Genomic DNA, 17,521 nt, shown 5'->3' on the forward strand with positions numbered 1-17,521 from the left:
CAGAGCAGTCAGGGGCCTCGGGGGCCTCAGTGGTGCCGGGTGGCAGGTGGTGTCACCCGGCACCGTTGTGCCGGTGGCGCCGCCGGAACGGCAGCGGGCTTCCCTCGTGCCAGAAGGTGTAGATGACGGTGCCGGCCCCGAGCGCCACGATCACGACGCCGAGAATCACCGAATAAACCATGAGCTGACCCCTCCTTCGACCCTATGAGTCGTTCACCACGCCTTCACGATCGATTTCAATACGTGACCTTCCCGGGGGTGTCCCCTCCCAACCGTCGCGGGGGGACATCAGCAGTTAACAACTGCCGCAAGGGTTACCCCGCTTATGGGCAGGGGTTCCGCTGCCTAGCGTTGAGGCCGTTCCCCCAAGTCCCCCCACTCCCTTCCGGAGGACGCCTTGACGTCTCGTACGAGACCACTCGCAGGTCTGCTGGCCGTTTCCCTCCCCGTCGTCGCCGCACTCGCCGCCGCCCCCGCCTTCGCGGCCCAGGCGGACAGCCGGGTCGCACTGCGCGGCGATGTCATATCCGCTGTGAGCCACTCGGCCGAGACCGGCACGGTCTCCTCGGGCAAGCAGGTGCCCGTCACGGTCAGCCTGACCCCGCGCGACCAGAAGGGACTCGACGCCTTCATCGCGAAGGTGGGCGACAAGAAGTCCCCGCAGTACAAGCACTACTTGACGGTCCCCCAGTTCGCCGCTCGCTACGGCGCGACCGCCACGACCATCGGCAAGGTCTCCCGGTATCTGCGTTCGCAGGGCCTGACCACCGGCAAGATCTCGAAGAACCACCTCACCATCGGCGCCAGCGGCACCGCCGCCCAGGTCGAGAAGGCCTTCGGCACCACCCTCGCCAAGTACCGCGAGAAGGGCAGCGATCACTCCTACTTCGCCAACACCTCCGCGCCCCGGCTGCCGGCCGGCATCGCCGCCTCCGTCTCCGACGTCTCGGGGCTGAACAACTACGCGAAGTACCACCACAACAGCCAGGCCAGGGTGACCCCGAAGGCCACCCCCAAGGTCGCCGCGGGCCTGAACCCGACCACGGCCAAGAAGGCCTACAACCTCACCTCCACCGTCTCGGCCGGTTACAACGGCAGCGGAGTGACGGTCGGCCTGCTGGAGTTCTCGGCCTTCAAGCAGTCCAACATCACGTACTACGACAACTACTACGGCATCAGCACCGGCACCCCCACCGTGCGCACCGCCGGCGGCGGCACCACCGACCTGTCCGGCCAGGGCGAGGTCGAACTCGACATCGAGGTCGTGCAGGCCATCGCGCCCGGCGCCACCATCAAGGTGTACGAGGCCCCGAACAGCGACGCCGGTGAGACCGCCGTGTACTCGGCGCTCGTCAGCGACGACGTGCCGGTGGTCTCCATCAGCTGGGGCATCTACGAGTCCGGCGAGACGGCCTCCAACCGCACCGCGCTGAACACCGACTTCCAGGAGGCCGCGGCCCAGGGCCAGTCCGTCTTCGCCGCTTCCGGCGACAGCGGCTCCGACGACGCCGGCACCGGCGGCAAGTCGGTCGACTTCCCGGCCTCCGACCCCTACGTCACCGGCACCGGCGGCACCACGCTGACCACCTCCTCCGGCACCTGGAGCAAGGAGACCGCCTGGTCCGGCTCCGGCGGCGGCGTGTCCTCGATCTTCGCCCGCCCCAGCTTCCAGACCTCCTCGGAGAACAGCAGCTCCTACCGCGGCGTCCCGGACGTGGCCGCCGACGCCAACCCCAGCTCCGGCTGGGCGGTCTACTCGGCCGGCGCCTGGGCCGAGTACGGCGGCACCAGCGCCGCGGCGCCCAACTGGGCGGCCTTCACCGCCATCCTCGATGACGAGGCCGACGCCACCGGCGGCTACGAGCTGGGCTACGCCAACTCCACCATCTACGCCCTGGCGACCTCCTCCAGCTACAGCTCGGCCTTCCACGACGTCACCAGCGGCAGCAACGGCGGCTACAGCGCCGCCACCGGCTACGACAAGGTGACCGGCTGGGGCTCGTACAACGGCGCGAACTTCATCGCCGCGGAGCTCTAGCCCGACCGCGGTACCCCACCCCAGGAGCAGCAGCCCCGGCCGGTTCACCGGCCGGGGCTGTCCGCGTGCGTGAGGGCCTCCCACGCCACGAACAGCTCGTCGGTCCCGGCGGCACCGGTGCCCCCATCTCGTACCGCGCGTGGAACTCCAACGCCGCCCGCAGCCGTTCGTGGATCTCGCCCCACAGGTCCAGGCCCTGGTGGAAGGCGGTCTCGGCGATGTGCGCGGTGGCCGCCAGCGAGTACCCCACATGCCGGAAGTCGCGGCAGGTCTCCTGGGCGATGCCGTCCGGGTACTCCCGCTGCCCGAACCAGTACGCGGCCGTCTCGTCCGGCGTACGGATCGAGCTGCCCGTCGGAGCGAGATGGACGTAGGCCCGCACCCGGTCGCGGAAGCGGCCGACCGCCTCGTCGAAGGCCCGCCGGTCGTGGCCGCGTCCTCCATCGTCAGGTCCCAGTTGCCGTTGAAGTCCGGGGGCCCCGGCGTGCGCGCGGTCCCGGGTGATGTACCACAGCAGCGCCTGTGTACAGGCGGCCGGCGCGTCCTCGCGCTCCTCGACGCGGCCGCCCCCCGGCCGGTTGTCCCCGGGGCACACGACCACGTCGCGGGAGTGCGGGGTGTAGCCGGCCGACCCGTAGCGGCCGGCTACGCATCGCCTCGAAGGCCGAGGTCCAGGGCTGCCGCCGGGCGCGGACCCGGCGGCGGGATGCGCGGCACCCGGCGCGGCGGGGTGTGCGGTGGAGCGCGCCGGGGCGGGGGCGGCGGTCGGCCGCGGTATGACAAGCAGCGGCGCGACGAGCGCTGCGCGGGCAAGGCGGGCGGGACGGACGGCACGCGGTCCGGGACGGACGGCACGCGGTCCGCGCATGGGACCCTCCGGGGGCGAGTTCGCCATCGCGGCGTCGCCCGGCCGCGGCCGCCCGCGCAGAATCTGATACGCCGTTCAGGCCGCGGGTAGGAATGGACCGTGGTCATTCCCGTACACGACATCAACCCGCTGCGCAGGACGCCCTGGATCACCTACGCCCTCATCGTCCTCAATGTCGCGGTCTTCCTGCGCACGCCGGGCGTGACCTCGTTCACCGGCGGGACCACCCTGGACGCCCTCTGCCACCAGCAGGCCTTCGTCGAGCACTGGGGCGCGGTGCCGCGCGAGATCGTCCAGGGCCGGATGCCGCGCCTGGTGCCCACCGGCGCCACCGCCGGCGGCGTCGCCGGGCCCGGCTGCCTGCTCGGCCCGCCCGGCTACAGCAAGTCGCCCGCCCTGTCGGTGCTGACCGCCATGTTCGTCCACGGCAGCTGGACCCATCTGCTCGGCAACATGCTCTTTCTGGCGATCTTCGGCAACAACATCGAGGACCGCCTCGGCCGCCTCCGCTACCTGCTGTTCTACCTGGTGTGCGGTTACGCGGCCGCCTACGGCTTCGCCCTCGCCGACCCCTCGTCCTCCGTGCCCCTGGTCGGCGCGTCCGGTGCCATCGCGGGCGTACTCGGCGCGTACCTCGTGCTCTACCCCCGCGCCCCGGTCTGGGGTCTGGTCCCCTTTCTCTTCTTCCTCCCCCTGCGGCTGCCCGCCTGGGTCGTCCTGGGCATGTGGTTCGTCCTCCAGGCCTTCTACTCCGCCGGTTACGGCACCTCGGAGGCGGGCACGGTCGCCTACCTGGCGCACGTCGCCGGGTTCGCCGTGGGCGCTCTCCTGGCCGTCCCGCTGCGCGCCGGCACGCCCCCGCCGCCCACCGTCAGACCGGTCCGCCGCGGGCGATGACGTCCGCGTACCAGCGGGCGCTGTCCTTGGGCGTACGCCGCTGGCTCGCGAAGTCCACGTGCACCATGCCGAAGCGCTTGCTGTAGCCGTACGCCCACTCGAAGTTGTCCAGCAGCGACCACAGGAAATAGCCCCGCACATCGGCGCCGTCAACGATCGCCCGGTGCACCGCCGCCAGATGCGACCGCAGGTACGCCACCCGTTCCGGGTCGTGCACCGCGCCCTCCGGATCGGCGTAGTCGTCATAGGCGGCGCCGTTCTCGGTGACGATCAGCGGTACGCCCGGCAGGTCGTCCCGCAGCCGCACCAGCACCTCGTACAGGCCGTGCGCGTCCACCGGCCACCCCATCGCCGTACGCGGGCCCGGGGCCGGCAGGAAGCGGACGTGCCCGCCGGCGGCCGGCCAGGGGGAGGGCGCCGGATGGCTGCCCGCCGCGACCACGGTGGGCGTGTAGTAGTTCAGCCCCAGCGAGTCCAGGGGCCGGGAGATCTCGGCGAGGTCCCCGTCGCGTACGAACGACCAGTCCGTCAGCGGCGCGGTGTCCGCCAGCAGATCCTGCGGATACCGACCGCGGAACACCGGGTCCAGGAACACCCGGTTCGCCAGCGCGTCGATCCGGCGGGCCGCGTCCCGGTCGGCGGCGGAGTCCGTGAGCGGCCGCACCGCCGCCGGGTTCAGCGTCAGCGACACCTCGGCGCCGGCCGGCAGCCGGTCCCTGAGCACCCCCGTCGCCAGCCCGTGCGCCAGGTTGAGGTGATGCGCGGCGCGCAGCGCGGCCACCGGATCCGTACGGCCCGGCGCGTGCACACCCTCGCCGTAGCCCAGGAACGCGGCACACCAGGGCTCGTTGAGCGTCGTCCAGGACGTCACGCGGTCACCCAGGGCGCCGGCCACCAGCCCCGCGTACTCCGCGAACCGCTCGGCGGTCTCCCGCTCCGGCCAGCCGCCCGCGTCCTCCAACTCCTGCGGCAGATCCCAGTGGTAGAGGGTGAGCACCGGACGGATGCCCCGGTCCAGCAACTCGTCGACGAGCCGCCGGTAGAAGTCGAGCCCCTTCTCCACCGCCGGACCGCGCCCGGTCGGCTGCACACGCGGCCACGACACCGAGAAGCGGTAGTCGGTCAGGCCCAGCTCCGCCATGAGCGCGACGTCCTGGGGCATCCGGTGGTAGTGGTCGGCCGCGGTGTCCCCGGTGTCGCCGTTGCGCACCTTGCCGGGGGTCCGGCTGAACGTGTCCCAGATCGACGGCGTGCGGCCGTCCTCGCTCGCCGCGCCCTCGATCTGGTACGCGGCCGTCGCCGCCCCCCAGCGGAATCCGGGCGGAAAACCGGGGGCGGCTCCGCGGGGGCGGGGCTCGGCCCGGGAAACGGTGGTCATGGGGCTCCTTGAGGTGTGGGGGAGACGTGGTGCGCGACGCCCGGCCGGTCAGCCCTTGACCGCGCCCTGCATGATGCCGCCGACGATCTGCCGGCCCAGCAGCCCGAAGACCAGCAGCACCGGGAGCGTGCCGAGCAGCGTGCCGGCCATGATCACCGACTGGTCGTGCACATAGCCGCCGCCGAGCTGGCGCAGGGCGACCTGGACGGTGGGCTGCTGCGAGGTCAGCGCGATGATCGGCCAGAAGAAGTCGTTCCAGGAGGCCATGAAGGTCAGCATGCCGAGCACCGCCATGCCGGGACGGGCGATCGGTACGACGATGCTCCAGAAGATCCGGGCGGTGGACGCGCCGTCGACGCGTCCCGCCTCGATCAGCTCGTCCGGCAGGGTCTGGAGGAGGTACTGGCGCATGAAGAACACCCCGAACGCCGACACCAGCCCGGGCAGGATGACCGACTGCAGCTGGTTCACCCAGTGCAGCTTCGCGATGAGCATGAAGAGCGGGATGACGCCGAGCTGCGGCGGGATCATCATCGTCCCGACGGTGAGCGCGAGCAGCGCGTTGCGGCCCCGGAAGCGCAGCTTGGCGAAGGCGAAGCCGGCGAGCGTCGAGCAGAGCACGGTGCCGACGGTCACCGAGCCGGAGACGATCAGGGAGTTGAGCAGGGCCCTGCCGATGTCGGCCTGCTGCAGGACCTGCTGGAAGTTGTGGACGAGGTTGCCGCCGGGCAGCAGCGCGGGCGGCGACTGGGCCAGCTCCGCGTTGGAACGGGTGGCGGCGACGATCGTCCAGTAGAAGGGGAAGGCGGAGAAGAGCGCGGCCACGATCAGGATCACATAGGCCAGCACACCCCCGTGGTGCTGGCGGCCGGCCCGGCGGCCGCGCAGCGCCCTTGGCAGGGTGACACGGGCTCGCGGGGCGGCGGCGGTGACGGGGCGTGGCGGGGCCGTGGTCATCGGGAGTCCTCCTTACTGCCGCGGTGCCGGGCGATCGCCGCGTTGACCAGGACCAGCAGCACGATGAGGACGAACATCACCCAGGCGATGGCGGCGGCCCGGCCGAGGTGGAAGAAGCCCCAGCCCTGCTCGTACATGTAGAGGCCGAGGGTCTGGTACTGGTGCGAGATGCCGCCGGAGACGCTGTTCTCCAGCAGCAGCGGCTCGCCGAAGAGCTGGGTGGCGCCGATCGTGGACACGACGACGGTGAAGAGCACGGTCGGCCGCAGCCCGGGCAGGGTGACGTGCAGGAACTGCTTGAAGCGGGAGGCTCCGTCCAGCTCGGCGGCCTCGTAGAGATCGCCGGGGATGGACTGCATCCCGGCGAGGTAGATGAGCGCGTTGTAGCCCGTCCACCGCCACGTCACGATGGTCGACACCGCGATCTGCGAACTCCAGGTGCCGGACTGCCAGTCCACGGGGTGGACCCCGACCAGGCTCAGCACCCAGTTGACGAGTCCGTAGTCCCGGCCGAAGAGCTGCGCGAAGACCAGGGTCGCGGCGGCCACGGAGGTCGCGTACGGCAGGAGCATCGTGACCCGGAAGAAGGTGCGGCCGCGCAGCCGGTAGTTGAGCAGATGGGCGAGGCCGAGGGCCATCAGCAGCTGGGGGACGGTGGAGATGACGCCGATGGTGAAGGTGTTGCGCAGCGCCGTCCAGAAGTAGTCGTCGGTCAGCAGGGCCGTGTAGTTGTCCAGGCCCCGCCACTCCATCTCGCCGGGGGTCTGCAACTCGACGCGGTAGAGGGAGACATACGCGGTGTAGAGCAGCGGGAACAGCCCGAACGCGGCGAACAGGGCGAAGAAGGGCGCGACATACGCGTAGGGCGAGAGGGCACTGAGGATGCGGCGCGGCGGGCGCGGCGCGGGGGCGGCGGCCGTGGCGGCGAGGGTCATGGCGGAGCCTTCGGTCGGGGCCTTCGGTCGGGCTTTCGGCCGTGACTTCCGGCCGGGCTTTCGGTCTTTCGGCCGGGCTTTCGGTCGTGACTTCCGGTCGGCGGGGTGCCGGGCCCGGCACCGGAGGGGGAGAGGGGAGGTGCCGGGCCCCGGCGGGCGGGCCGTGATCAGCCGAGGGCGTTCCTGACGCCCTTCTCGGCGTGCGACCAGGCGGTCGCCGACGACACGCCCTTGCGCTCGACCTCGCCGAGGGCGTTGGTGATCTGGGTGTTCACGTCGTTGTCGTGGACGCCGAGGATCTGCACCGGGGACTGCTCGGCCGCCTCACCGAAGATCCGGCCGATGGGCGCGTCGCTGAAGTACGCGTCCGTGACGTCCTTGACGGCGGCGATGGCCCCGGTGTTGGAGGGGAAACTGCCCTGCTTCTTGAAGAGCTTGGCCTGCTGCTCCTTCGCCGTCAGCCACTTGACGAGGGCGAAGGCCTCCTTGGCGTGCGCCGTGCCCTTCGGGATGGCCAGATACGAGCCGCCCCAGTTGCCGGCGCCGCCGGGCAGGGTCGCCACGTCCCACCTGCCCTTGCCGCTGTCGCCGGCCTGGCCCTTGATGTAGCCGAGCATCCACGCCGGGCAGGCGATGGTGGCGAAGCTGCCGCTGCTGAAGGCCTGGTTCCAGGCGGGCGTCCATTCGGCGAGCCTGGCGCTCAGACCGTCCTGCGCGGCCTGTACCGAGGTGTCCCAGGCGGTCTTCACCGCGGGGTTGGAGGCGTAGACCAGCTTGCCGGAGGCGTCGTAGTACCGCTCCTTCTGCTGGCCGTTGATGACGGAGTACAGGCTGGCGACGCTGTCCGTCCAGTAGCTTTTCGCCGCCGCCTTGGCCTTGTACTGCTTGCCGAGGGCGAGGTAGCCGTCCCAGGACGCCCACTTCTTCGCCAGCTCCTCACGGTCGGTGGGCAGCCCGGCCTTCTTGAACAGGTCGGTGCGGTAGCACATCGCCTCCGGGCCGACGTCCGTGCCGAGGCCGAGGGTGCGGCCGTCGGAGGTGGTGGCCGCCGACCACTTCGCCGGTGCGAAGTCGGACTTGAGGTTCTTGGCGCCGAGGCCGTTGAGGTCCTCGAACTTGTCCGCCTGCTGCTGCGTCACGGCGGCGATCCGGCCGACCTCGATGCCCTGGACGTCGGCGAGACCCCCGCCCCCGGCCAGCCGGGTCTGGAGGGCCTTCCAGTAGTCGGCCTCGTTCTCGGTGCTGCTCTCCTTGATGGTGACGCCGGGGTGGAGCTTCTCGTACTCCTTGTACAGCCCGGCCTCCTTGTAGCCGAACGTACCGAACAGGTCGACGGTGAGGGTGACCTTCCCCCCGTCGGCGCCGTTGGCGGAATCCCCGGACGAGCCGGATCCGCAGGCAGCGAGCAGGGCCCCGGCGAGCGCCACCGCCCCGAGTCGGGTGGCGGCACGTCTGGCGGCTCGGGCGATCGGCATGGAAGCCTCCCATGGCTTCAAGGATGGGCATGGAGCGAGTTCTTGAGAGCGCTCTCAAGCGATGCAGAGGAGATTGCCCGCCGCTGTGGCCGCCGTCAAGAGTCGAACGCGTAACGTTCCGGTCGGGGCGGCGGAACGGGGGGGGGGGGGGGCTCTTCCAGGGGGTGACGGGTTTTTTGTGCCAGTTTGATGGCGTATTAGCTTTGAGAGCGCTCTCAAGGCCACGGAGTCCGGTTCCCGTCGAAGCACCTCCTCCCGCAGCGGTGACATCAAACGGTCGGGAAGGAAGAGAAATGGGCAGAAGAAAGTCGCAAAAGTGCGTCCTCCGCCAACTCCCGTGAATTCCCAGGTGCGTTACGGGCGGGCTGATAGAAATACCACCTGGCGTGACGGGCCGGTCGATTGTGCGATTCGCCGTGCGCCGAATGCCGGATCGGTTTGACGGGTGTGACAGGGGTGGAGCGATGCCGGAAATAAGCGCGTCCGGCATCCGGTGCGCCCGGGGGCGACCGTGACGTCCGGGCCCGCGGCGCTGTCCGAGTCCGCGCCGGCCGACCACCCGGCACCGGGACTGCTCGGCCGGGCCCTGGCACGGTGCGGGCGGGACGGACGCTCGGGCGTACTGCGCGTGGTCGGAAGCCCCGGCGGGGTCTTCCACCTGACCCGCGGCGACGTGGTGGCGGTGGAGAGCCCCGGGGCGCCCGGGGTCGGCACGCTGCTGCTTCGCTCCGGCAGAGTCGGCGAGGACGAGTGGCTCGCGGCCCATGACGCGAACGGCGACGGGCGTTGGCCCGGATCCGCCCTCGTGGAACAGGGCTGCCTCGGGGTGGCCGAGCACGAGGTGCTCTGCCTGGTCGCCGCCCAGGACGCCGCCTTCGCGGTCATCGCGGGCCGGATGGACGACTGCGTCTTCCTGGGCGACGGCCCCGACGGGCCGCCGCCCTTCGCCGGCCGGGCGATCGCCCCTGAGCTGCTGCTGGGGGAGGCCCGGCGCCGGCTGGAGGCCCTGGCCTCGCTGCCGGCGCGGATCTCACCGGAGCGGGAGCGGGTGGTCGCGCTGCCCCGGGACGCGGACGCCGAGGACGCGCTCAGCGGGGGCCGCCGCGCCATCCTGCTCTGCGCCAACGGCCGCCGCAGCGCCCGGGACATCGCCTTCACCCTCGGGCGCGGTGTGTATTCGGTGACGGTCGAGGTCTCCCGGATGCTGTCCGAGGGGCTGGTGGAGATCGCCGCCCCCGAGCCCGTCACAGCCGCCCCGCCGGTGACGGCCCCCACTGTCGGGGTGGCCCCCGCGGCCCCGGCGGCCCCGGAGCCGCTGCCGCTGGGGCCGCGCTCCGGTCCACCGGAACAGCCGTCGCAGCCGTCGCAGCCGTCGCAGCCGGATCTGCCGGGCCGGCGGCCGGTCACGCCGGAAGGGCTGCCCCAGCGGTTGCCGGGAGCCAGCGGCATCCACGAGGCGCTGGCCCCGGTACGGCATCCGGGGAGCTGGAAGGGACTGCTGCGGCCGCGCGGGAAAAGGCGGCCGGACGAACCGGAACTGGAACCGGAACCGGATGTGGATCAGGAATCGAATCCGGCAGCGGAACCGGATCGGTGAGGGTGTTTCGCCATGCGGGAAACCATCGTGAAAGGAACTGGTGTGCATGAACCACAATGTGCCGGCCCGTGAGACGCCTTCGGCGGGAGACCGTGCGGCCGAATACGTGATCGGTGACGCCGCGCCGACAGCCGTACCCGGCGACGGGGGAATCGACGCGATCCCGGTCCGCTCCGGAGAACCGCCGCGGTGAGCCCGGACGGCCCGGACGGCCCGGACGGCCCCGACACTCCTGCCGGCCCCGTCGGCCCTTCGCCGGCGGACCCCACCCTTTCCCCCATCGATCTCGGGAGCCTCATGAGCACCACCGGAAAACGCACGCAGAATCTGTCGGACCGGGTGATGCTGCTGGTCAAGAGCCTGCGGCAGGAAGTACCCGAGTGCCTGGCCTCGGGCGTCGTCGACATGGCCACCGGCATGCTGCTGTCCTTCGACACCAATGACAGCCATCCCCCGGAGGTGCTGGACCTCCTGGCCGGGGCGACCCTTGACATCTTCCAGGGGCGCAACGTCACGATGATCGAGGATGTCTTCAAGGAGCGCCGCGGCATCAGCAGCGATCAGCACTACTTCCAGGAGATCCTGGTCAACAGCGACAACCTGACGCACCTGTTCGTCCGCAACAACCACAACGAGGACGTGGTCGCGGTCGTGGTCTGCCGGCGTTCGGTGAACGTCGGCATGCTCTTCGCCCAGACCCGTCGCGTGATCAAGGAGTACGGCGGGCTGTGAACGGCCCGGTCACGCGCTGGCGCGCCGCACCAGGCGCGTCGGCGTGATCACCGAGGAGAGCGGGCGGCCGGTGCCGTCCCCGGAGGGTTCCAGGCCGCGCAGCAGCAGGCGGACCATCAGCCGGCCCATGCCCTCGATGTCCTGGCGGACGGTGGTCAGTGGCGGATCGGTGGCCTCGGCGACGGTGGCCATGTCGTCGAAGCCGACGACGGCGACGTCTTCGGGTACGCGGCGGCCCCGCTCGCGCAGCACGCGCAGGGCGCCGGTGGCCATCAGGTCGGAGGCGACGAAGACCGCGTCCAGGTCGGGCGCGCGGTCCAGCAGCAGGGCCATCGCGCGCTCGCCGCCGGCGGCGGAGAAGTCCCCTTCGGCGACGAGGCGGGAGTCGGAGTCGAGCAGGATGTCGTGGTAGCCGTCGAGGCGGTCGACGGAGGCGGTCTGGTCCAGCGGGCCGGTGATGGTGGCGACGCGTTCGCGGCCGAGGGAGACCAGGTGGCGTACGGCGTCCCGGGCGCCGCCGCGGTTGTCGGAGTCGACGTAGAGGATGCTGCGGTCGCCCTCCGCGCCCGACCAGCCGGGGCGGCCGCCGAAGACGGTGGGCAGACCGATCCGGCGGATGATGCCGGGCAGTGGGTCGTCGGCGTGCAGGGAGAAGACCAGCGCGCCGTCGACATGGCCGCCGCCGAGGTAGCGGCCGAGCCGGTCGTAGTCCTCGGTGCCCTCGACCAGGAGCAGGACGAGCTGGGAGTCGTGGGCGGTGAGTTCACGGCTGATGCCCAGAAGCTGCTGGGCGAAGAAGGGGTCGGTGAAGACCCGGGTCTCCGGCTCGGCGACGATGACGGCGACGGCTTCGTTCCTGCGGGTCACCAGGGTGCGGGCGGCCTGGTTCGGTACATAGCCGAGTTCGGCGACCGCCTCCTGGACCCGTTCCACCAGGGGTGCCCGCACACCCGCGCCGCCGTTCACCACGCGGGAGGCGGTGGCCCGGGAGACCCCGGCCCGCTCGGCGACGGCTTCGAGCGTCGGGCGTGGCGCGGCGGTACGGTCGGTCACGTCGGGCTCCCCTCCGGATCTCCGGGACGAGGACAGCGTATCCCGTGGCCAGAGGGAGAGAGAGCGCTCTCACCCGTCTCGCCCGCCTTTCCCCCATCGGCCGCCGGATCAGCGCACGGCCAGGCCCTCGGTCAGCGCACCGGGAAGCCGAATCCGTAGCCGTGCTGCTTCAGCCAGGGCAGCAGTTCGCGCAGCGCGGCCACGGTCTGGGCGCGGTTGCCGCCGCCGTCGTGGAAGAGGATGGTCGGGCCGTTGGAGACCTCGTTCTTGACGGTGGCGACCAACGCGGCCGTGCCGGGGCGTTCGAAGTCCTTGGAGTCGACGTTCCAGCCGAGCGGCCGCATGCCCTGGGCGGCGGCCAACTGGCGGCTGTACGGGGTGAAGGCGCCGCCCGGGGCGCGGTAGTAGAGCGGCTTCACCCCGCCCGAGGCGGCGGTGATCTGCCGCGCGGCCCGCAGCACCTCCCGGGACTGGTAGCCGGTCGATCTGGTGGCCATGCCCGTGTTGTGCGAGACGGTGTGGTCGCAGAGCCGGTGCCCGGCCGCCACCACCTGCTTCACCAGCGCGGGATGGGCGGCGGCCTGCGGGCCGATCATGCAGAAGACCGCCTTCACCCCGTTGTCCTTGAGGACCTTGAGGATCCGCGGGGTCCAGACCGGGTCCGGGCCGTCGTCGATGGTGATGTTGACGGCGTGCGCGCCGTGGTCGGAGGCGTGGGCGATGTCCATGTTCACGCGCGGGGCGGGCAGTTGCGGGTCCGGGGTCGAGGTCTGACCGGGAATCGGACGGGCCGGGGAGGTCTTTCCCGCCCCGGCGTGCGCGGGGGCCTGCGTGGCGCGAGGGGTGCGCGGAGCGGTGGGCGTGGCGGCGTGATCCTCGCCGGCCTGCGCCGTCCACACCGATGCCAGGGTGGCCAGGCAGGCCACCGCCGTCATGGCCGCCACCACCGCGATCCGCTCGCGCCGGTGGGTCCCCCGTATGCCGCTGTTTCGTGCCATGTCGCCCGCTCCCGTGTGCTCTCCGTGCTGGTGTCGCTCAGGAGAGGACGGATGGGAACGCGGTATGGATCCTTCCGCGCGGCTCTGTTACCGAGCTCGCACAAACGGCCGGACGACGCAGTCGTGGGCCGTTGACCGTGGGGCCGTTGACCGTTTGCCGTTGGCGGTACGAGGGTCAGCTCGCCACCAACGCGCCCAGCCAGGCCCCCGCCACCAGCAGGCAGCCGAACAGCTCGACCAGCAACCCGAGACCGACCGCCCGCATCGCGGTGCGCGTCGAGGCCCACGCCCCGCCGTGGCTGCCCAGCCGGACCCGCTCGAAGGCGTACAGCCCGCCGACGAAACCGATGACCGCCCCGGCCACCGGCACCACGAAGAAGCCCCCGATGGCCGACGCCCCGGCCGTGAACAGCGCCTGCCGCGACACGCCCGCGTCCCGCATCGAGCGGGGCGGCAGCAGCAGTTCGAGCACGAGATTGAGCAGCAGCACCCCGGTCGCCGCGGCCAGCACGCCCCACGACAGCGTGGTGTGCTCGCTGCTCGCCCACCACAGCACGGCCGCCCAGCACGCCAGGGGACCCGGTACTCCCGGCACGAGCACGCCCAGCAGGCCGAGCAGCATCACGACGCCGACCAGGGCGAGCTGTGCGGTCCCCATGCGCCCACTGTGCCGGAAGGGCGACCACCGCGGCCCCTGGTTTTTCCCCCGCCGTCAAGGCCCTCACCGGCCCTCACCGGCCCTCACCGGCCCTCACCGGCCGTCGCGGGCCACCCAGCCGAGCTCGTAGGCGTGCCAGCCGAGCTGGAGCCGGGTCGTGACCTCGGCGATCTCCATCAGCCGCTTCACCCGGCGCTGCACCGTACGCAGCCCCAGGTCCAGCTGCTTGGCCACGCTGGCGTCGGTCAGCCCGGCCAGCAGCAGCGACAGGATCTGCAGATCGACGCCGTCCGGGTCGCCCCGGTGCTCCTCCGCCGGCAGCCCGACGGCATCCAGGCGCAGCGGCACGGCGTCCCGCCACACCGCCTCGAACAGTCCCATCAGGGACTCCAGCAGCCCGCTCGCGTGCACCACGAGGGCCGCCGGGCCGACGGTGTTGCGGGCGATCGGCACCATCGCCAGCGAACGGTCCGCGACCACCAGCTTCGTCGGCACCCGCTCGATCACCCGCACCTGTTCGCCCCGGCCCAGCGCCGCCGTCAGCTCGGCCATGCCGGACGCCCCGGCGATGACCTCGCGTTCGACCACCACCCGGTACGCGACCCCGCGAGCCGACGCCTGTTCCTCGGCGACGTTCTCCACCCCCGTCACGGCCACCGGAACGCCGGTGACGAAGGCGCAGACCTCCTTCTCCGCGCCCAGCTGCAGCTGCGTGAAGCGGTTGGCGACCGCGCTCGCCCCGGTCACCACCTCCACCAGGTCGTGGACCTGCGACTCCTCCGCCTCCGCCCGGTACTCCTGGGCCAGCAGCGAGGCCGCCAGCTCCGCCTGCTCCAGGCCGTGCCGCCGCTGGGTCAGCAGTGCGGCCAGCGCGACCGCCGGGGGAGCCGCCACCCAGCGGCCCGAAGGGGCCGAGGAGGCCGTGGACTGGGCGACCAGGCCCTGCCGTTCGAGCAGCCGCAGCGCGCGTACGGTGACCTCCTCCGGCAGGCCGAGCCGGTGCGACAGATCACCCGCCTCGGCCGCGCCGAGCCCCACCAGGACGCGGTAGGCCGACTCCTGGTCCTCGTCCAGTCCAATGGCGCCGAGCACGGCCACCCCTTCCGGTGCTTGGGCGATCAAGAAATGGCGGAAATGAGCCATGGCGCAATCCCGCCGCCGACATCATCGCTGTTCGAACCCATGTCCTGGCAAGGTAGCTCTACCAAATCGTCCGACGTGCGGCCCGTGGAGGGGGCCGGCCGCCCGTCGGGCCATTGGCGTTTCCTGGTTTCCTCCCGCGTGTCGCGGTGGACAATAGGGGCATGAGCCAGCAGGGGGAGACCGGCCACCGTCAAGAGGACGAGTGGTGGGGGCAGTTGTACGGCGAGCGCGCGGAGCCGGCCGCTCCGGACCGGGGCGACACGGTCGACGACCGCTACGCCTCGGCTCTCGGCGCGATGGGCGCCGAAGGCGCCGGGAGCGGGCAAGCCGCCCGGAGCGGGCAGGGCACCCACCTGCCCCTGGACGCCCAGGATGCCGGGGGCGCCCAAGGTGCGAGCGGCACTCTGAGGGCGCAGGGCACGCACCCTGCGCAGGGCGCCCAGGACGCCCAGGACGCCCAGGACGTACAGGGCCCGCCCGTCGCGCACGACGCCGGGAATGCGCAGGGCGGTCAGGATTCGCACGTCGCGCAAGGCGTGAGCGACGCTGCCGGGACGCAGGGCCCGAGTGCCGCCCAGGGCGCGAGCGGCACCGTGGGGGCGCAGGGCGGCCGGGATGCCCAGGGGTCGCCGGTTGCCCACGGCACCTGGAGTTCGCAGGGTCCGCCCGCCGAGCCGGGCGCGCGGGATGCCTCGGGTGCGCAGGGCCTGCCTGTCGCGCAGGGCGCGAGTGACACCGGAAGTGCGCAGGGCGCGCACGTCGTCCAGGCCGAGCAGAACACCTCCGCCGCGCGGGATGCGCAGGGCGCCCACGATGTCCGGGATGCGCGGGGCTCGGGTGTCGCCCAGGGCGCGAGTGACACCGGAAGTGCGCAGGGCGCGCATCCTGCGCAGGGCGCGCACGCTGCCTGTGATGCCGTGCAGGGTGCGCCCGCCCACGACGCCTGGGATGCGCAGGGGCCGCACGGTGCGCAGGGCGGCCAGGGTGTGCCCGCCGCGCGGGGCGCGGAGAGCGTGCCGGGGCTGCGGCCCTGGCAGTATCAGGGGGCTCCGGCCGGGCCTACCGCGTCGGGTGACGGGCCGTGGGGCGGCGTTCCCGTGGAGCCACCGCCGCCGGCTCCGGGGCCCACTCCGGGGCTGCCGCCCGGGTGGGCGCCGGCCGAGACGGGCCCGGGGCGTCCGGCGGGAGCGGCCGGGGCCGGGTACGTCGGCGACGGGCCGCCCACGTACGAACCCGAGCCCTCCGCCTGGCCGCTGGCCGATCCCGGGCGCCTGGACGACCTCGTTCCCGACACCGTCCTCGACGGCGCGCAATACGGCGTGCTGACGGTGCGCAGCGCCTCCGTGCGCGGGGACTCGGCCCGCTACCGCGGCGAACCCCGGCGCGACGCGCTCCTGGCGGCCCGTTTCGGCGCCGGTGACGACGCCCTGCTGCTGCTGGCGGTCGCCGGCGGTCCGCGCGCCTCCGACGTGGCCCACCGCGCCGCGCAGGACGCGTGCCGGTGGATCGCCGGCGCGGTCGGCCGCAGCCACGGCCGCCTCGCCGAGGATCTGCGGGCCTCCCGCCGGGGCTCGCTCAAGTCGGGCCTGCACCGGCTCACCGACCGCTGCTACGGCCGCCTCCGTGCGCGGGCCGGCGAACTCGCCCTCGACCCCGCCCAGTACACCGCCTCCCTGCGCTGCCTGCTGCTCCCCGCCGACCCGGAGTGCCGGACCCGGCTCTTCTTCGGCGCGGGGGAGGGCGGCCTCTTCCGCATCCGGGCCGGCGAGTGGCAGGACCTGGAGCCGCTGCGCTCCGACGACGGCGAACCCGAGGACCGCATCCCGGGCCAGCCCGCCATACGCTTCCGCTTCCGCGCCTCCGTCGCCCAGCCCGGTGACACCCTGCTGCTCTGCAGCGGGGGCCTCGCCGAACCCCTTCGGGGCGAGCCGGGCCTCACCGCCCATCTGGTACGCCGCTGGGGCAGCGGACGGCCGCCCGGCCTGGCCGCGTTCCTGGGCGACACCCAGACCCGCGTCAAGGGCTACGCGGACGACCGTACGGCGGTCGCCGTCTGGGAGGGCTGAGCTTGTCGTTCAACCTCTGAGGCTTCGCGCATCGCTGATGCGGGATGGCGCTTCCTGGAGCCACGTGGTCTTCCCGGGCCGGGCAGTGCAGGTGCGGACGGAGGTTTCCGAAACCCTCGGCGGACGCGGGCTGGGGTGAGTCGTGCGGGCTCGGTCGGCCTCTCCCGGGGGCGGCGGCGATCGGTCGTGGCTCACGCGTGAGCCGGTGCTGGGTATGGGCGGCGATGACGAGCCACGTCCAGCGGTCACCAGCTTCGGGGGTACGGAGCTTGGGACGGGTCCAGCCGAGCGTCTGCTTGATCATGGGGAACGTGTGTTCCAGGTCGAACCCGCACAGGAACGCCTGCCGGCGCACGCTGCGCGTCGTTGCCGCCGGGCAGGCGGTCGGCCTGAAGGTGAATCAACGTGCTCTCGATGACGGGGAGTTCACCGGCGTGGTCGATCCATGCGGACCTTGCCGTCAGGCGGGGGCGGACGTGGTCCCAGACCATCGCGAGGGCGGTTCCGTACCGGCCGGTGACCATCCGGCGGACCTGGGCGGCGGTGACCTCGGCGACGTCGTCGCCCGGACCCAGGCGCACGGCGTCCAGCAGCTGGCACCAGGAGGCGTGACCGCGTCGGTGCTCGGCCACCAGGGTCAGGTCCACCGGCACCCTCACCGGCCTGTCCGCACACAGCAACCCGTCCACCAGCTCGTACCGTTCGTCCCCGCGCGCGGTCGGACAG

Annotated in this window: 16 protein-coding genes and 1 pseudogene; 6 read left to right on the plus strand and 11 right to left on the minus strand. The window is 72.3% G+C overall.

Features of this window, described 5'->3' with window-relative positions:
* Window positions 1-52 precede the first annotated feature (52 nt).
* Entirely contained in the window at window positions 53-181 is a 129-nt protein-coding gene (locus tag RWE79_RS30650; protein ID WP_475943321.1) for a hypothetical protein, read from the minus strand.
* A gap of 216 nt (window positions 182-397) precedes the next feature.
* On the opposite strand from RWE79_RS30650, the gene RWE79_RS30655 reads away from it, so the two are divergent.
* Window positions 398-2,038, plus strand: coding sequence for a S53 family peptidase (locus tag RWE79_RS30655; RefSeq protein ID WP_475943322.1), 1,641 nt, complete (start codon window positions 398-400; stop codon window positions 2,036-2,038).
* On the opposite strand, the gene RWE79_RS30660 is transcribed toward RWE79_RS30655, so the two are convergent.
* Window positions 2,019-2,906: an alginate lyase family protein gene (locus tag RWE79_RS30660; protein ID WP_475943323.1), complete on the minus strand. Its 888-nt coding sequence runs from the start codon at window positions 2,904-2,906 to the stop codon at window positions 2,019-2,021. The two genes, RWE79_RS30655 and RWE79_RS30660, sit on opposite strands and share 20 nt — an antisense overlap.
* 99 nt (window positions 2,907-3,005) lie before the next feature.
* Between RWE79_RS30660 and RWE79_RS30665 the strand changes: the two genes are divergently transcribed.
* Complete coding sequence (locus RWE79_RS30665; protein ID WP_475943324.1) at window positions 3,006-3,803, plus strand: rhomboid family intramembrane serine protease; 798 nt, start codon at window positions 3,006-3,008, stop codon at window positions 3,801-3,803.
* On the opposite strand, the gene RWE79_RS30670 is transcribed toward RWE79_RS30665, so the two are convergent.
* The 4 genes from RWE79_RS30670 to RWE79_RS30685 all read right to left on the minus strand — a co-directional run bounded on the left by RWE79_RS30670 (window position 3,778) and on the right by RWE79_RS30685 (window position 8,548).
* Complete coding sequence (locus tag RWE79_RS30670; RefSeq protein WP_475943325.1) at window positions 3,778-5,181, minus strand: GH1 family beta-glucosidase; 1,404 nt, start codon at window positions 5,179-5,181, stop codon at window positions 3,778-3,780. The two genes, RWE79_RS30665 and RWE79_RS30670, sit on opposite strands and share 26 nt — an antisense overlap.
* Window positions 5,182-5,229: 48 nt before the next feature.
* The gene (locus tag RWE79_RS30675) at window positions 5,230-6,138 is read right to left on the minus strand and encodes a carbohydrate ABC transporter permease (RefSeq protein WP_475943326.1); all 909 of its coding nucleotides are present in this window, start codon (window positions 6,136-6,138) and stop codon (window positions 5,230-5,232) included.
* Window positions 6,135-7,073, minus strand: a complete 939-nt coding sequence (locus RWE79_RS30680) for a carbohydrate ABC transporter permease (protein ID WP_475943327.1) — start codon at window positions 7,071-7,073, stop codon at window positions 6,135-6,137. The genes RWE79_RS30675 and RWE79_RS30680 overlap by 4 nt, the downstream gene beginning before the upstream one ends.
* Window positions 7,074-7,240: 167 nt before the next feature.
* The gene (locus RWE79_RS30685; RefSeq protein WP_475943328.1) at window positions 7,241-8,548 is read right to left on the minus strand and encodes an ABC transporter substrate-binding protein; all 1,308 of its coding nucleotides are present in this window, start codon (window positions 8,546-8,548) and stop codon (window positions 7,241-7,243) included.
* Window positions 8,549-9,059: 511 nt separating this feature from the next.
* On the opposite strand from RWE79_RS30685, the gene RWE79_RS30690 reads away from it, so the two are divergent.
* The 3 genes from RWE79_RS30690 to RWE79_RS30700 all read left to right on the plus strand — a co-directional run bounded on the left by RWE79_RS30690 (window position 9,060) and on the right by RWE79_RS30700 (window position 10,877).
* Window positions 9,060-10,145 carry a MarR family transcriptional regulator gene (locus RWE79_RS30690; RefSeq protein WP_475943329.1) on the plus strand — a complete coding sequence of 362 codons (1,086 nt, stop codon included), beginning with the start codon at window positions 9,060-9,062 and terminating at the stop codon, window positions 10,143-10,145.
* A 46-nt stretch (window positions 10,146-10,191) separates the two neighbouring features.
* Window positions 10,192-10,338, plus strand: coding sequence for a hypothetical protein (locus tag RWE79_RS30695; protein WP_475943330.1), 147 nt, complete (start codon window positions 10,192-10,194; stop codon window positions 10,336-10,338).
* A gap of 104 nt (window positions 10,339-10,442) precedes the next feature.
* Window positions 10,443-10,877, plus strand: a complete 435-nt coding sequence (locus RWE79_RS30700) for a hypothetical protein (RefSeq protein WP_475943331.1) — start codon at window positions 10,443-10,445, stop codon at window positions 10,875-10,877.
* A gap of 9 nt (window positions 10,878-10,886) precedes the next feature.
* Here RWE79_RS30700 and RWE79_RS30705 read toward each other — a convergent pair whose 3' ends face one another.
* The 4 genes from RWE79_RS30705 to RWE79_RS30720 all read right to left on the minus strand — a co-directional run bounded on the left by RWE79_RS30705 (window position 10,887) and on the right by RWE79_RS30720 (window position 14,678).
* Window positions 10,887-11,930: a LacI family DNA-binding transcriptional regulator gene (locus RWE79_RS30705; protein ID WP_475943332.1), complete on the minus strand. Its 1,044-nt coding sequence runs from the start codon at window positions 11,928-11,930 to the stop codon at window positions 10,887-10,889.
* A 131-nt stretch (window positions 11,931-12,061) separates the two neighbouring features.
* Entirely contained in the window at window positions 12,062-12,928 is an 867-nt protein-coding gene (locus RWE79_RS30710; RefSeq protein ID WP_475943333.1) for a polysaccharide deacetylase family protein, read from the minus strand.
* Window positions 12,929-13,103: 175 nt separating this feature from the next.
* Window positions 13,104-13,586 carry a DUF456 domain-containing protein gene (locus tag RWE79_RS30715; RefSeq protein ID WP_475943334.1) on the minus strand — a complete coding sequence of 161 codons (483 nt, stop codon included), beginning with the start codon at window positions 13,584-13,586 and terminating at the stop codon, window positions 13,104-13,106.
* 93 nt (window positions 13,587-13,679) lie between these two features.
* On the minus strand, window positions 13,680-14,678 hold the full coding sequence (locus tag RWE79_RS30720) for a helix-turn-helix domain-containing protein (protein ID WP_475943335.1): 999 nt from the start codon (window positions 14,676-14,678) through the stop codon (window positions 13,680-13,682).
* A gap of 212 nt (window positions 14,679-14,890) precedes the next feature.
* Here RWE79_RS30720 and RWE79_RS30725 point away from each other — a divergent pair, with 212 nt between their 5' ends.
* The gene (locus RWE79_RS30725; RefSeq protein WP_475943336.1) at window positions 14,891-16,795 is read left to right on the plus strand and encodes a protein phosphatase 2C domain-containing protein; all 1,905 of its coding nucleotides are present in this window, start codon (window positions 14,891-14,893) and stop codon (window positions 16,793-16,795) included.
* Here the strand turns inward: RWE79_RS30725 and RWE79_RS30730 are convergent.
* Window positions 16,746-17,520 (minus strand): annotated as a pseudogene (locus RWE79_RS30730) (hypothetical protein); the annotation flags it as partial. The gene RWE79_RS30725 and the pseudogene RWE79_RS30730 overlap by 50 nt on opposite strands.
* Between the last annotated feature and the right edge of the window lies 1 nt (window position 17,521).

The sequence above is a fragment of the Streptomyces sp. RLA131 genome (assembly GCF_056270125.1).